Source organism: Mycobacterium intermedium (assembly GCF_002086275.1).
Classification (GTDB): Bacteria; Actinomycetota; Actinomycetes; order Mycobacteriales; family Mycobacteriaceae; genus Mycobacterium; species Mycobacterium intermedium.
In genome coordinates this window covers 41,813-56,227 of sequence record NZ_MVHT01000039.1, presented here as the reverse complement: position 1 = coordinate 56,227, position 14,415 = coordinate 41,813, and the positions used below count along the sequence as shown (strand labels likewise).

At 64.7% G+C, this 14,415-nt stretch carries 13 protein-coding genes and 2 pseudogenes; 5 read left to right on the top strand and 10 right to left on the bottom strand.

What is annotated here, in order from left to right:
* Positions 1–76 precede the first annotated feature (76 nt).
* A pseudogene (locus BST27_RS15450) lies at positions 77–568 on the top strand (rhodanese-like domain-containing protein); the annotation flags it as partial.
* A gap of 5 nt (positions 569–573) precedes the next feature.
* Here the strand turns inward: BST27_RS15450 and BST27_RS15445 are convergent.
* From BST27_RS15445 to BST27_RS15430, 4 genes are all read right to left on the bottom strand, one after another.
* Positions 574–1,932: an MBL fold metallo-hydrolase gene (locus BST27_RS15445; RefSeq protein ID WP_069421239.1), complete on the bottom strand. Its 1,359-nt coding sequence runs from the start codon at positions 1,930–1,932 to the stop codon at positions 574–576.
* Positions 1,923–2,990, bottom strand: coding sequence for a sulfite oxidase (locus tag BST27_RS15440; protein ID WP_069421238.1), 1,068 nt, complete (start codon positions 2,988–2,990; stop codon positions 1,923–1,925). The genes BST27_RS15445 and BST27_RS15440 overlap by 10 nt, the downstream gene beginning before the upstream one ends.
* Before the next feature lie 62 nt (positions 2,991–3,052).
* Positions 3,053–3,607 carry an ester cyclase gene (locus BST27_RS15435; RefSeq protein WP_069421237.1) on the bottom strand — a complete coding sequence of 185 codons (555 nt, stop codon included), beginning with the start codon at positions 3,605–3,607 and terminating at the stop codon, positions 3,053–3,055.
* A gap of 154 nt (positions 3,608–3,761) precedes the next feature.
* Positions 3,762–4,811, bottom strand: a complete 1,050-nt coding sequence (locus BST27_RS15430; RefSeq protein WP_069421236.1) for a phosphotransferase family protein — start codon at positions 4,809–4,811, stop codon at positions 3,762–3,764.
* A 79-nt stretch (positions 4,812–4,890) separates the two neighbouring features.
* Here BST27_RS15430 and BST27_RS15425 point away from each other — a divergent pair, with 79 nt between their 5' ends.
* Complete coding sequence (locus tag BST27_RS15425; protein WP_069421235.1) at positions 4,891–5,736, top strand: alpha/beta fold hydrolase; 846 nt, start codon at positions 4,891–4,893, stop codon at positions 5,734–5,736.
* On the opposite strand, the gene BST27_RS15420 is transcribed toward BST27_RS15425, so the two are convergent.
* A complete protein-coding gene (locus BST27_RS15420) occupies positions 5,733–6,284 on the bottom strand; it encodes a TetR/AcrR family transcriptional regulator (RefSeq protein ID WP_069421234.1) in 552 nt (183 codons plus the stop codon). The two genes, BST27_RS15425 and BST27_RS15420, sit on opposite strands and share 4 nt — an antisense overlap.
* Before the next feature lie 58 nt (positions 6,285–6,342).
* On the opposite strand from BST27_RS15420, the gene BST27_RS15415 reads away from it, so the two are divergent.
* Positions 6,343–7,533, top strand: coding sequence for an Rv3169 family protein (locus tag BST27_RS15415; protein WP_232007392.1), 1,191 nt, complete (start codon positions 6,343–6,345; stop codon positions 7,531–7,533).
* 85 nt (positions 7,534–7,618) lie between these two features.
* On the opposite strand, the gene BST27_RS15410 is transcribed toward BST27_RS15415, so the two are convergent.
* Entirely contained in the window at positions 7,619–8,905 is a 1,287-nt protein-coding gene (locus tag BST27_RS15410) for a cytochrome P450 (protein ID WP_069421233.1), read from the bottom strand.
* The gene (locus BST27_RS15405) at positions 8,902–9,249 is read right to left on the bottom strand and encodes an MmpS family transport accessory protein (protein ID WP_069421232.1); all 348 of its coding nucleotides are present in this window, start codon (positions 9,247–9,249) and stop codon (positions 8,902–8,904) included. Before BST27_RS15405 ends, BST27_RS15410 begins: the two co-directional genes overlap by 4 nt.
* A gap of 138 nt (positions 9,250–9,387) precedes the next feature.
* Here BST27_RS15405 and BST27_RS15400 point away from each other — a divergent pair, with 138 nt between their 5' ends.
* Positions 9,388–10,485, top strand: a complete 1,098-nt coding sequence (locus BST27_RS15400; protein WP_069421231.1) for an NAD(P)H-dependent amine dehydrogenase family protein — start codon at positions 9,388–9,390, stop codon at positions 10,483–10,485.
* Positions 10,486–10,490: 5 nt separating this feature from the next.
* A pseudogene (locus BST27_RS15395) lies at positions 10,491–11,607 on the top strand (Hsp70 family protein); the annotation flags it as partial.
* Between the two features lie 21 nt (positions 11,608–11,628).
* Here the strand turns inward: BST27_RS15395 and BST27_RS35060 are convergent.
* The 3 genes from BST27_RS35060 to BST27_RS15380 all read right to left on the bottom strand — a co-directional run bounded on the left by BST27_RS35060 (position 11,629) and on the right by BST27_RS15380 (position 14,366).
* Complete coding sequence (locus BST27_RS35060; RefSeq protein ID WP_069421229.1) at positions 11,629–12,222, bottom strand: hypothetical protein; 594 nt, start codon at positions 12,220–12,222, stop codon at positions 11,629–11,631.
* Positions 12,223–12,307: 85 nt separating this feature from the next.
* On the bottom strand, positions 12,308–13,411 hold the full coding sequence (locus BST27_RS15385; RefSeq protein WP_069421228.1) for a class I SAM-dependent methyltransferase: 1,104 nt from the start codon (positions 13,409–13,411) through the stop codon (positions 12,308–12,310).
* Between the two features lies 1 nt (position 13,412).
* Positions 13,413–14,366 carry an SDR family oxidoreductase gene (locus tag BST27_RS15380; protein ID WP_069421227.1) on the bottom strand — a complete coding sequence of 318 codons (954 nt, stop codon included), beginning with the start codon at positions 14,364–14,366 and terminating at the stop codon, positions 13,413–13,415.
* Between the last annotated feature and the right edge of the window lie 49 nt (positions 14,367–14,415).

Genomic DNA, 14,415 nt, shown 5'->3' with positions numbered 1-14,415 from the left:
CCCACTACCCGACGACCTACGCATTGCGCTGCTCGAAATCCGCGCCGACGGTGCGCACTAATTTGAGCCAAGTCGGGACGTACGAACCCCGGCAGAGTTCGAGACCGCGCATATCCCTGGCTCCTACAACGTACCGCTCGATGTGCTGCGCAAGCATCGTTCCGAAATCTCTGAGCACCTCGCCAATGGTGTGGTGCTGCTGTGCAAGTCAGGGCAGCGCTCGTCGCAGGCCGAGGAGCTGCTTCGCGGTGCGGGTGTCACCGAAACGCGGGTGCTCGAAAAGGGTTTCAGCGACTGGGAGAACAAGGGGCTGGCGGTCGAACGCGGTAGGCAGCGTTGGGATCTGGAGCGCCAGGTACGACTGGTCGCCGGCTCGATCGTGCTTTCCTCGGTACTTGGCAGCGTCGCGGTATCGAAGCTCAAGTGGCTCGCCGCTGGGATTGGCGCAGGGCTGACCTTCGCCGCGGTCTCCGACACCTGCGCCATGGGCACGGCACTGTCCAAGCTGCCGTACAACCGCGGTGCCGAGGTCCCGGACGTCCAGACGATCGTCGAGCAACTGCGCTGACGACGCTAACGGCCCGCGTCCGTCAAACCGAGTTGCTCGGCGACGTCGTACTTGTCGTCGATCAACACGACGTTGCGGCCGTGCCTGTCCAGGATCGATGTCGCCACCGACGCCCGGTAACCGCTGGCGCAATGCACCCAGATTTCGGCATCGGGCGGTAGCTCATCCCAGCGGCGGGTGAGTTCGTGAATCGGGATGTTGATCGCCTTCAGCACGTGCCCGTCCTGAAATTCGTCGTCGCGACGGACGTCGAGCACTGCCACGTCGTCGCGGCGGATCTCCTCGACGAGCGCGGCGAAATCGGCCACCCGGTAGGAACGCAACGGCGCATCGCCCGCGAGTTGCGCAATGTCACCGGTAGCGGCACCACGTACCTCGTCGACCCCGATCCGCACGAGTTCCCTTCGAGCGGAATCGATTTGCTCGCCATCATCGCCGATCAGCGTCAACGGCTCGCCCCATGCATACAGCCAGCCGAGATACGTCACGAAGGAGTCGGACAGCTCGAAACCGTAGGACCCCCCGAGATGCGCAGCGGCAAAGGCGGTTCGGGAGCGAAGGTCGACCACCCATTCTCCCGCCTCGATACGCCGCCGCAGTTCGGACGGGTCGACCGGCGTCGGCGCCGACAGGTTGACAGGGGCAGGCCCTTCGCGGTTGATCACGCCCATGTGTTCGTAATAGGCGGGGTACTCAGAAAGGTTCGTCAGCAAGTCCTCGACAAAGGTCTGAATGTCCTGCGTCAGGGCGGGATTGGATTCGCGTTGCTCGCCGATGGTGGAGGCCTCTTTGCCGGCCGCAGAGGCGGAGCAGAAGCTACCGAAGCCGTGGGTGGGGTACACCTCGACGCGCGCGGGCAATTCCTGCGCCAGCCGCCGCACCGAGCGGTATTGGTCGACGCTGAGATCGTGGGTGTGCTCTTCCCCGAGCAGGTCGGTGCGTCCCGTGGTGTCGTAAAGCATTGAACCACCGGTGAACACGCCCACCGCCTCGCCAGAGGCATCGTTGAGTACGTAGCTGACGTGTTCGCGGGTATGACCGGGTGTGTGGACCACGCGCAGACTGAAACCGCCGGCTTCGATGATGTCGCCATCGGTGACGCGACGCGCGGGGTAGCCGACGTCTTCGCCTTGCGGGACGACGTATTCCGCGCCGGTGAGCCGGGACAGCTCGAGCCCACCCGTCACATAATCGTTGTGCAGATGCGTTTCGAGCACGTGGGTGATGCGCTCGGTGCGGTCGCCGAGTAGTTCGGTGACGCGGTCGATATCACGCTGCGGGTCTATGACGACGACGGCGTCATTGTCGGCCACCAGATAGCTGCGATCGCCCAGGCTGGACGTTTCGATGATTTCTACTCGCATACGGTCACCCGCGCTCTCGGCCAGGAATTGTTGGCGTAGCCCTTCGGATTCCACAATTTGGCGGCCGATTCGGGCTGCATGGTGCCGCTGCTGTCCCAGGCGCGTGCGACGATCTCCACTCCACCGGGCGCCAAATCGGCGTCGCAGGACCACATTCGCCACGACCAAGGGCTGCGTTGCGCTTGCAGCTCCGCCTGCCGCCAGCTCCGGCCACCGTCGAGCGAGACGTCGACGCGCTCGATGAACCGGCCATCACCGGCAAATGCGTAGCCGCGCACCGTCTGTCGTCCGGCGGAAACGGAAGCACCGTCTTCTGGCACCAGAATCTCGGAGTTCAGCGCGATCGACGACAACGAGATACCGGCCGACGGTTCGGTGGTCTCCGGATCGGCGTCAGCGGGCAGCACGTGATACGCCTGGGCCTGAAAGTAGTTGTCCGACGGCTTGTCCTGCACGGTGATGGCTGTGACCCATTTGACGCTGCGGGCGCCGATGTAGCCGGGGACGACCACCCGCACGGGCCCGCCATGGACCTCGGGCAGCGGTTCGCCGTTCATCTCCCACGCCAGCAGCACCTCGGGCGACAGCGCCTTCGACAACGGGATCGAACTGCCGTACTCCTGCGGCGGCGACGCCAGCTCCGAAACATCCGGGGCGGCGAACGCGACATGCAGGCCGCCGGGGTCGGTGACGCCCGCGGCGCTCAACACATCAGCCAACCGCGTCCCGCGCCACTGCGCCGTCGACGTGGCTCCGCCGCGCCAGGGATCCTCACCCTCGATCTCCTCGATCTCGTTGAACCCCGCTCGCCGGTTGCCCGCGCACTGCAACGTGGCGATCAGCGTGTGCGGCGTGAAGTGTGAGGTCAACTCGTCATAGGTGAGAGTCAGTTCCCGCTCGACCAGCCCGTTGACCGACAGTCGCCAGTCCCTGGGCTCGATCTTGGGCACCGGACCGTGGTTGCGGCTGTAGAAGTCGCTGACGGGCGTGATGTCGGCGCGCGCGAGTACGGCCAGCGGAGGTTCCGCATTGAAGGGTGTCGTTTCGTGGACAACCATGTGCTGTCTGATACCCGCGAGAGGGGTTAGCTACGCACTTAGGCTCGTGTTGAGCCGAATGGTCAGTCAAACGTGGGCGGCACGGTGTTGGTGAGGGCGGGGTCGGGGTCCGTCGACATCGCCAGCAGCCCCCGCACACAGCGCGCGGCGAGCACCCAGTTCGTCGGCTTCCTCATGTCCAGGCCGCCGATCAGCTGCCTGATCATGGTCAGCGTGTCGAAGTAAATCCGTTCGCACACCAGCGTTTCCGTGTCATCGAAGATGAAATATGCAGTCATCCGGACCCGGAATCGGCTGCCGGTGGGCGGAATCTTGCCGAGATAGCCCCGGTGGGTCCCCATCAGCCAGAACTCCACAATCACCGCATCGGCGCTGTGCCGCAACGCGATGATCTCGTGGTCCTGATCGGGAAACGCCGTGCGCGTGTAGTTGTAGTAGCCGCGCACCGCCTCATCCCCGTCGTGCACGGTCAGCTGCGGGATCAGCTCGTAGTGGGGGTGCGGAAACGTCGACAGCACGTCATCCCAGTCCTGGCGGACCTCGTCGTGAAAGTGGTCGAGGACGAGCTTCTGCCGGGCGGCCAACACGTCGGCAGCGGGAAACGCGGGAACGGTCATGATGGGTCCTAGAGTTGGGGCGGCAGTCTCGACAATAAACCCACGGGCGATTGGCGCTGGAGTGGCTGGGGGAGCCGGCTATTCGGGTCGCCCGCATCCCGGAGCCGCCCGAGTGGTTGACCGTGTATCCGCGGGTCTTGTTGGTCTACGACGTCTAGGTCGTGACCGCTTCGATGGCCCAGGCCGGCATGATCGGGGCCCGGGTGAGCCCATGGTCGCCCTGGCCGATGCTGCGCAACAGCCATTGCACCCGCACGATGCAGCAGCCCATCCGGACCATGGCGAAGATCTCGTACCACCGCAACGCCTGCAGCGGCCGGCCGATCATCTCTTCGTAGCGGCGGATGACGTTCTCGCAGCTGTCGAACCCGGGGAGTTCGGGGTCGGCTTGGATGCCGTGGACTTCCATGGTTTGCCGACGGGTCGACAACCACCAGGCGAAGTCGGTCTCGGCCGGACAGATGCAGGCCTGCTCCCAGTCCAGGACACCGATGATCTGCCCGCTGTCATCGAAGATGGCGTTGGACAACCGGGCGTCTCCCCAGCACACGGTGAGCTCGGGCGGGTCGGGAGGTTGGTGGCGGCGCAGCCAGTCGAAGGCGCGACTGATCACCTCGGGAACCTGGTTGTCGGTGGCCCATTGGATGTACTCGCGCCACCAGGTGAGCTCGCTGTCGTTGCCGACGGCGGTGGGGCGCCGCAGCCAGGGTGCCTCGCTGACCGGAATCCGTTGCAAGGCAACGAGTGTGTCGAGGAACGATTCATGCACATGGCGCTGCACCTCGGCGCCCGCGTCGTACAGCCAGCCGCGCAGCGCGTAGGAGGTGTCGGAAGGGGTGTGGCCGACGATGCGTGGCATCACCAGGAAACTCGATCCGAGCCACGAGGTGTCGGGTTCGTAGAGGGTCGGTGATGGGGCGGCGATCCCGTGCCGGCTCAGCAACTGATGGGTTCGGGTCTGGCCGGCCAGGTCGTATTCGGCGTAGATGCCGCCGCCCTCCGGCGGGATGCGAACCACGAATTCCCGGGTTTCACCGCCCTGCGCGACGGCGAACAACAGACTGGTGCTCGACCACCCCGCGGCCCGATTGGCGGGCCGCAGTTCGCCGACGTCGGCCGTTCCATCGAACTTGTGCTCAAACCAGCGGGCCAATCCGGCGCGCGTAGCGGCCAGGTCGCGTTGGCCGAGGGACAGTCCCGCCATGGGTGAAGATTTACATATCAAGTGCTAGATGTAAATAGCACTTGCCTTACATCAGACCAGCAGGCTGTAAAGTACTCCCATGATCAAGGCGCTCTCATTCGGAGCCATCGAGGACACGTCGAAACCACTGGCCATCCTCGTGCACGGGTTCCCCGACACCCCGCACACCTGGCGCCACCTCGGTCCCGTCCTCGCCGACCGCGGCTATCGGGTGGTGGCGCCGTGGCTACCTGGGTATGACGCGCCGGTGTCGGGACCCATCGACGCCGGCACCTACGTGCGACATGTCTTGGCGGTGCGCCGCGCTTATCGGGGCGACGAACGCGGTGTGCTGATCGGTCACGACTGGGGTGCCTATGCCGCATACGGAGCCGTAGCAACAGATCCAAAAGCGTTCTCCCGGTTGGTCACTATTGCCGTGCCGCCACCGGCCGTGCTGGCCGGCACGATGTTCAGCTACGCCCAGATCAAGCGATCCTTCTACGTCTGGTTCATCCAACAGGTCGGCCTCGCCGAGACCGCCCTGCTGCAACCGGGCTTCTGGGAATCGCTGTGGGCCGACTGGTCGCCCGGATACGATGCAACACAAGACATTGCGTGGCTGCGCGAGCACGTGACCGCCGAAACCATCAGCGGGGTCATCAACCCGTATCGCGCCACATTCAATCCGGAGTTTGCCGATCCAGCATCGGAAAATGAAGCCGCAGCAACATTTTCACCGCCGGCGATACCCGCCCTATATCTGCACGGCAGCACTGACGGCGGACTCGGCGCGGAACTCCTGGACGGGGTGACCGAATACCTTCCGACGCCGGGTTCGGCATTCGATTTGATCGACGGTGTGGGGCATTTCCTGCACCTGGAAAAGCCCGGCCTGATCGCCGAGCGGATCTGCTCGTGGTTGGCTAGCCCTGGGACCGATTAGGCCGAGCGTGATGTCCGTAGTGGGTCAATCCCAGCGGCATAACGCAACTCGGCCAGAAAGCGGTCGCGGTCGCCGCCCGCGATCAGGTAATGGCATACCGCCACGCGTACCACGGTCGCCGCGGCCAGGTCGGCGTTCTCGCCGGGGATGAGCCGTGCGATGCGCTCGTGCAGGATGGGCATGACCCGCTTCATCTGCGCGAGAACGTGCTCGGGTTCGGTGTCGGCCAAGAACCCCAGCGAATAAGTGTGCTGGAAGTCGACGACGAATTGCAAAGCAGCATCGAGTCTTTCGGTGCCTCGCAGGCCGGCGACCGCCTGAGCCATCCCGGCATCGAAGATGTCCTGCTCGTAGAGTCCGAACGCGGCGAGCAACTCCTCCTTGGAGGGGAAGTACCGGTAGAGGGTGGGCCGGGACACCTTGGCCTCGGCGGCCACCTCGGACAGCAGCAGCCGCTTGCGTCCGCTGCGCGCGAGCACCACGAAGGTGGCGGCCAGGATCCGCCGCCGGGTCGACGACTCGGCGTTGGGAGGCACTCGGGCGGGCATCTCTGTACTTTACATCTATACCCTTGAATGTCACACTGCTAGGCATTACAAAGTGGCTGTGAACGTCAGGCGAGGGGGCAATTTCTTGCTGTCCACCAACTACGGCGGCCTGGTTCCAGAAGACGAACTGTTGACGCACCAAATAGTCGATACCTTCGCCACCGTCAGCCAATCGGACCCGTCCTGGACGGAGAAGATCTGGACCACCGCCCACAAGCGCGACAACTCTCTGCAGTTGTGCCTCGGCGTCGGCAAGTACACGAACAGGGGAGTGTTCGACGGCGCAGCGGGGGTGTGCCGAGGCACCGAGCAGTGGACGGTGCGGGCAGGTCGGCGGCTGTCTTCGAACCCGTCGGCCACCGACGTCGGGCCCATCCACTACAGCGTCGTCGAACCGTTGCGGGCCATCCGGGTCGCACTGGACAAGACCGAGCACGGCCCCATCGCATTCGACGTCACCATGCGCGGCAGCTTCGACGCCGCGCTCGAGGACCCGTGGCCCGACCGCAGCCCCGACGGGTACCGGGTCACCCATAATGTGTTGCGCTACCACCAGATTGGTGTGGCCTCAGGCTGGGTGGAACTCGACGGCGTCCGCACCGAGGTGAAGCCAGACGAGTGGATCTGCGTCCGCGACCACTCCTGGGGTCTGCGGCCCGGGGTCGGGAAGCCGATTCCCGGCCTGCCGAGAGGTGGTCGGCGCATCGCGCAGATGTTCATGACCTGGTGTCCCATGACGCTGACGCGTTCGGACGGATCCGCCTACTCGCTGTTTGTCTTCTTTCAACAGGAAAAGGGTGACGGCTTCGAATCCACCCGCTACCAAGCCGAACAGCAGAACGACAACGGCACCTCCCATCGGTTCGCCGCCGTCGAGCAAGACTTACATTTCGACGACGCCAACCGGCGCTTCACCCACGGCACCATCACGCTCACCGAATCCGACGGCAGCAAACGGCCTTTGACGATCACCGCAGCCGGGCCGACCGGATTCCACCTCGGCACCGCCGGTTACTACGGCTGGAACGACTGGATCTACGGCCAGTGGGTCGGCGAGCTCAAGGTGGAGGGCAATCACGTGGCGAATTGCGACCGACCCGAGGTCGCACGTCAGGTGCACCAACTGCGGGATCTGCTGGTGCGCGTGGAGGATCCGGTGGGCGGTGGCACCGGGTTAGGCAACGCCGAGACCTTTGCGATGGGCGCTTTCCCCGAACGTGGCCTCAGCGCCGAGAATTCCTTCCTCTAGGCCCCCGGCGAGCAGACGTAAACTTGTATGAAACTGCCCTTCTGCGTACAAGTTTGCGTCTGCTCGCGAGGGAAACGCACCCCAATTACCAGGCGACGGGGAGGCGTTTGATGCCATGAATGAACTGCGACAGCAGCCGGGCGGGCTGGTCGGTCGCGACGATGTCGGGCATTTCGCACCGCAGCTCGTCGAACACCACCCTGATCTCGCGGCGCGCCAGGTTCGCGCCCAGGCAGAAGTGGGCACCGCCGCCGCCGAAGCCGACATGCGGATTGGGGTCGCGGGCCACGTCAAAAGCCCAGGGATTGGCGAACTTTGACTCGTCGCGGTTGGCCGAGTTGTACCACAGCGTGACCTTGTCGCCCTCGGCCAGCCGGACCCCGCGCATCTCGATGTCGCGGGTCAGGGTGCGCCGCATGTAAACCACGGGGGAGGCCCACCGCACGATCTCCTCGACCGACGTCGGCGCCAACGCTTCGTAGTCGGACCACCACTTGTGCCGCTCTTCCGGATACTGCGACAGGGCCAGGACGCCGTGGCTGATCGCGTTGCGCGTCGTCTCGTTGCCCGCCACCACGAGCAGGATGAAGAACGTCGCGATCTCCGACGACGCCAGGCGTTCTCCGTCGACTTCGGCCTGCACCAGGCTGGTGGTCAGGTCGTCGTGGTGGTTGATGCGGCGATCCTCGGCCAGCGCGGTGGCATAGGCGCCGATATCCATCGACACCTTGATGAACTCCTCGAAATCGGTGACCAGGTCGGGGTCACCGAAGCCGAGAATCTCATTGGTCCAATGGAATATCTTCTGATGGTCCTCTTCGGGGATGCCCATCATGTCGCAGATGATCTGCAGGGGTAGGGGGCCGGCGAGCTCGCTGACCAGATCGGCCTGCCGGTCCGGGTGGTTGGCTTTCATCGCCGCCACCAAGCGATGCGCGCGATCGCGCACCGATTCCTCGATGCGGGCCACCACCCGCGGGGTGAACGCCCTGCTGACGATCGAGCGCAGCCGCTGATGGCGAGGATCGTCCATCACGATCATCGAACCGAAATACTCGGCCAACTCCGGTGTCTGGTCGTTGATCACGATGTTGGGGGTGGAACTGAAAATCTCGGGATGCCGGCTGGCGAAGTGCACGTCGTCGTGCATGGTGAGCGCCCAATGCCCGTTGCCGCCGACGAAGCCCTCCAGTTCGATGGCGGGCCAGAACGAAATGGGCGCCTCACGCCGCAAGGTGGCGAAGGCGCCGTCACGGAAGTCGTCGTTGCGCGCCCAGAAGTCCAATGACCCGAGGTCGATCTCGCTGAAGGGAACCTCTGGCGGGGGGACTCCGTTCTCCCGGGTCGGAAGGCTCGTCTTGAGGTCCGTCATGAGTGAGTACAGATGGTTCGTCCGGGCGTCCCGGTGGAATGCGCGTCGTTCACCGGGGTGCCGTCGAGCAGGATCCGGCAGGCGATGGTGCCTTGGCCCTGCGCGCTGAGCACATACTGCTGCGCCCAAAAGCCTTGCAGCTCAGTCGACCACGGCAAGGGCACGTTGGCCAACTTGGTCTGACCGTTGCGGGTTTGGTAGGTGATGTATTCGGCCACGCCGCCGCCGCTCACCTCATAACGCACCTTCGGCGGGTCGGGTATGGCGCTTGCTGCACCGCACGTACCGACAAAGCCGATTCCGAGAGCCAACAGCATCGCGGGTGCCAACAATCGCGTCGTCATGGTTTCCCATCGTGTCACCACGCACCGCGCCGCACCAGAGGTTTCGCGGCCCTGTTCTGCCAGAAGTCCACGTCCTTACCGAAAGCGAAATTCGGGTGCGCCTAGGGTGGAAGCCGAACCGGATATGCGGAGGTGCGGATGTCGGAAAGCGGCTCGAGGCGAGGCTCCAAGCGGGTAGTCGTGTGGGGTACCGGATTCGTGGGAAAGATGGTGATCCCCGAGATCGTCAAGCACCCCCTGTTCGAATTGGTGGGAGTCGGCGTCAGCAACCCGGACAAGGTAGGCCGCGACGTCGGCGAAATCTGCGGGCTGCCCGAACCGGTGGGCATCACGGCCACCGACGACGTCGACGCGCTGATCGCACTGAAGCCCGACGCCCTGGTTCACTACGGCCCGACGGCGATGCACGCCAAGGACAACATCCTGCTCATCACCCGCTTCCTGCGGGCCGGCATCGATGTGTGTTCGACCGCGATGACGCCGTGGATCTGGCCGACCATGCACCTCAACCCGCCGAACTGGATCACGCCGATCACCGAAGCCTGCGAACTCGGCGAGGCGTCCTGCTTCACCACCGGCATCGACCCGGGCTTCGCCAACGACCTGTTTCCCATGACGCTGATGGGTCTGTGCTCCGAGGTCCGCAAGGTCCGCGCCTCGGAATTGCTGGATTACACCAACTACGAGGGCGACTACGAAAAGGAGATGGGCATCGGGCGTGAACCCGAGTTCAGCCCGATGCTGGAAAACAGCGACGTGCTGATCTTCGCGTGGGGCGCGACCGTGCCGATGATCGCCCACGCCGCCGGCATCATGCTCGACGGGATGACCACCACCTGGGAAAAATGGGTGACTCCGACCGACCGCAAGTCGGCGAAGGGCATCATCAAAGCCGGCCAGGTCGCCGCCGTTCGATTCACCATCAACGGCATCTATCAGGGTGAGACGCGCATCCAACTCGAGCACGTCAACCGCATCGGGCTCGACGCCGCTCCGGACTGGCCGACGGGTCACGACAACGACGTGTATCGGGTCGACATCGAAGGGACGCCGAGCATCTTTCAGGAGACCGCGTTCCGCTTCACCGACGGCTCGGGCCGGGATGCGGCGGCTGCGGGATGCTTGGCGACGGGACTGCGCACGCTGAACGCCGTGCCGGCGGTCAACGACTTGCCACCGGGTTGGGTCACCGCGTTGGACCTGCCGCTGATCCCCGGCGCGGGCACGATCCGCTGATACCGATGGCAGAGAGACAACGGCCCGCGCTGGGTCTCTCGATCGGATCCACCAACCTGGCGGCGGTCACGGCCGATCAGGCGGTCACCCGCAAACCCGTGCTGACGTTGTACCGGCAGCGGCCGCCGGAAGTGGGAATCCCTTCGGAAAACCCGAGATTGGACGAACCCGGGTTGGTACTGACCGACTTTGTGGACCGAGTGGGTGCGCCGGCCGGAATCGTGGCGGCCGACGGTTCGACGCATCGCAGCGAGGCCTTGGTTGCCGACGGATTGCGTGCGCTGGCTTATACCGCGACGGGCGGGCGCCCCATGCCCGACCACGTCACCGTGTCCCATCCCGCGCACTGGGGATCCGCGGCGGTGGACACGCTGGGCCGCGCTTTGAGCCGGGTGTCGGAATGGTCGAACCGCACGAACCCGCTGGTACTTATCCCTGATGCTGCCGCGGTACTGTTCGCCGTGCGGGCCAAACCGGGTCTTGCCGCCCGCGGCACGATCGCGGTGTGCGACTTTGGTGGCAGTGGAACGAGCATCACCCTGATCGACGCGGCCGGCGAGTATCGACCGGTCGCACCGACCGTGCGCCATCATGGTTTTTCCGGCGACATGATTGACCAACTGCTGCTGACCTTCGTCATGTCGGAACTGCCGAGCACGGGTGGACTTGACCGGGACAGCATCTCGGCGATCGGCTCGTTGGCCCGGCTGCGCGGACAGTGCCGCATTGCCAAGGAGCGACTGTCGGCATCGACCCGCACTACGCTGGCCGATGGATTGCCACACGGTGAGATTCTTATCACCAGAGACGATTTCGAGGAAACCATCCGCGAGCCGTTGGACGGCTTCGTGCGGGTGCTGGAAAAACTCTTGAGCCGCACCGGAATTGCGGGCCTGGCCGGGATCGTCGCGGTCGGTGGCGGCGCCAACATTCCGGCGGTGACCACCACGCTGTCGGGACATTTTGGCGTGCCGATCATTTCGACGCCGCGCCCGCAACTGGCGGCTGCCATCGGTGCGGCGTTACGCGGCGCGCGGGCCGGCGGATGACGGTCGCGTCGCCCCGGCGCCGCCCGTACTTACGGAAGAATCAGCTGTCCAACCGCCCGAGGCCACCGCGAACGAACCCCGGCGGTGCCGCAAGCTAACTGGCGGCCTGCTTGCTTTCTTTCGACTCTTGGTCGGACTTCTGCGGCGTGTATTCAGACTCCTCGATGACCTTCTTGTTGAAGGCCTTGTCCTCTTCGATCTGCTCTTCCATCGACTTGCTCTGCTTTTCGCGCTCGCGCTCTTCGGCGGCTTCACCGCGAGTCTTGTCACCTTCGGACGCGGTGGTCGAATCCTCACCGGTCACGTTCCTGGCCTTCTTGGTGTGGTCCTCGGAGTCGTCGTCGCGGGGTTTCGCGTCGCCGGTGTCACCGTTGTCGCCGGAGTCGTTCTCAACCTTGTTCGCGGGCGAGTCCTTGTCGTCGGCGAATTTGGGATTGCCCTCGTCGTCGAGCCAGTCATTCACGGCGGTACCGGATATCGCACCGCCGCTGCCCGGCACGACCAGCGTCGGACGGTCCTCGTAGGACTTCATCATCTCGGCGGCTTTTTCCTTGGCGTCCTCGTCTGGCTCGGGCTTTTCGCTGAGTGTGCCGTCGCTCGACTTCTCGTCCCGAGCCCGGTCGTCAGTGTCTTCGCTGGCTGGGCCCGGCCCTTGGTCCTCGGCCTGCGCCGCGTCCTGCTTGGTCATTACCTCTCGCCCCCTGTGGATGTGCGAATTTGTTGTGGTCGGCCCTGTGATCAGGGTTACCCACTGGGGCGTCGGGTCGAAACGCTTACCCGGTTCGCTGCTTGACCAGCACCAATGAGGCGAGCGGAATCTGCGTCGGTTCGGGTGACCGCGCCAGGCGCTCGGCCAGAGCGGCTTCCAATCGCTCAATGAATTCCGGCGCGCGGGGATCGTTCACGCCTCCGTCGAGCCCTACCCGAAGGCTGGGGAAGATAGCTGCGCGCGCGAACGCCGCCCACTGCGCCCCGAAATTCTCCGCGTCCCCATCCTTTTGGAATCGGGTCCAGAAGCGGTCCTCGGCGTTGAACACCTCGAGCTGTTCGATAACCAGCCCCTCGAACCGTCCCTTCGGTTGGAACGGCGCGCGCATGTCCTCCTCGCTGCGGGCGAAAACGGGAACCGCCATGCGCCGCACTTCTTCGTGGCGCAACAATCCTTCATGCACCAAATCGCCGAGTGCGGTCATGAACGCCTCGTTGAACCGGCGATACCCGAATTCGTGGTTCTCGTCCAGAGCCATCGTCAAGATGACCAGCTTTCCGCCCGGGCACAGTTCGCGTCCGCGAAAAGCCAGGAAATCCTGCCAGTCCGTCGCGGCCTGCGCCGCGTAAGCCCGGCGCGCCGTTTTGTCACTGCTGTAGGCGACCTGAATGTGGTCGGGCAGCGGAGCAGGAAGCCGACTGAGCCACTGGATGGCCCACGATGTCCAGCCGAGGTTGACGGTGTTGGTCGGCAGGATCTGGGTGTAGAACGACCGCCCTATAGCGGAGGTGAAAGTCGCCGTGTCGTGCTGCAGATAGCTGTCCGGGTCATCGGTCACGGTCCGGAACAGCGCGGTGAAATCATTGTCCGCGACGTCGGTGTGCGTGACCAGGATCGCGTGATCGTGGCGGGTGCGCCGACGCAGCACCTGGATCGCGGCGGAAAGGGGCCGCAGCGAGTTGTAACCGGTCGCCGCGCCATAGTCGGCGACGACGATCGGTGACGGGGGCGCCGGCAGCGGAATCTCGGCCGCGGCGCGTTCGAAAAGCTTTACGGCGGGCAACAATCCGGCCGCCTGCAGGCGCGACGACGCCGTGTACGTCGCGCTCTCCATCGGTTCGGGTCGGACGACGGTCATGGATTCGGGGAGTCGGATTTCGGACACCATGTCAGTCGGAGGTTGGGAATCGGACACCGGTCAGCCGCTCGGAAAGTTCCCAAAGTCGTTGGCTGTCATCATCATTGCGGGCTTGTGCGGGTACCTTGGCCTCCGTGACGCCGCCGCCGGCGGCCTCGTAGAAGCCCCTGGGCCCGTAGAACGCGCCGCCTTCGGCCTGCGGTGTGGCGGCCGCGTAGAGCGCGGGCAGGATTCCCTCGTCGATCTCCTGCCACAGGAACGGCGTGAACCGCCACGTCGCCTTGTAGACACGCTCCATCAACGCGGGCTTGTCACGACCGTGCGACGGACCACTGATCTGCAGATTGGTCTTGGTCAGGCCGGGGTGCGCGGCGTTGGACACGATGCCCCAGCCCCCAGCGCGGCTGCGCTTGTCCAGTTCCCGGGCGAACATCAACACCGCCACTTTCGACTGACCGTAGGCCGCCATCGCGTTGTACGACTTCTCAAATTGCGGGTCGTCGAAGTTGATCCGGCCACGTCGGGCGGCGAGGCTGCTCAGCGACACCACGCGGGCACGCTGGGCGGCGCGCAGCAGTGGCAGCACGTGCCCGGTCAGCGCGAAGTGCCCCAGATGGTTACTGCCGAACTGCAATTCGAAGCCGTCGGCCGTGGTTTCGCGCGCCGGCGGAGTCATCACCCCGGCGTTGTTGATGAGGATGTCGATCGGGCGCCCCTCGGCGTTGAGCTGTTCGCCCAAGGCGGCGACCGATGCCAGCGACGACAGGTCGAGGTCTTTGATGGTCAGCTTGGCGTCGGGGACGGTCTTGCGGATCTCATCGATCGCGGCCTGGCCTTTGGCCCGGTTGCGAATCGCCATCACCACATCCGCGCCGGCCGCCGACAAACGTCGGGCGAGTCCGAAGCCCAGCCCGCTGTTGGCACCGGTGATGACCACCAGCTTGCCCGACAGATCCGGCACGGTGGCGATGAGATCGTTGGCCATGCTTATCCCTCCTCTTGCCGGTGGTGCCCTACATAGTGTGCGCTCTAAT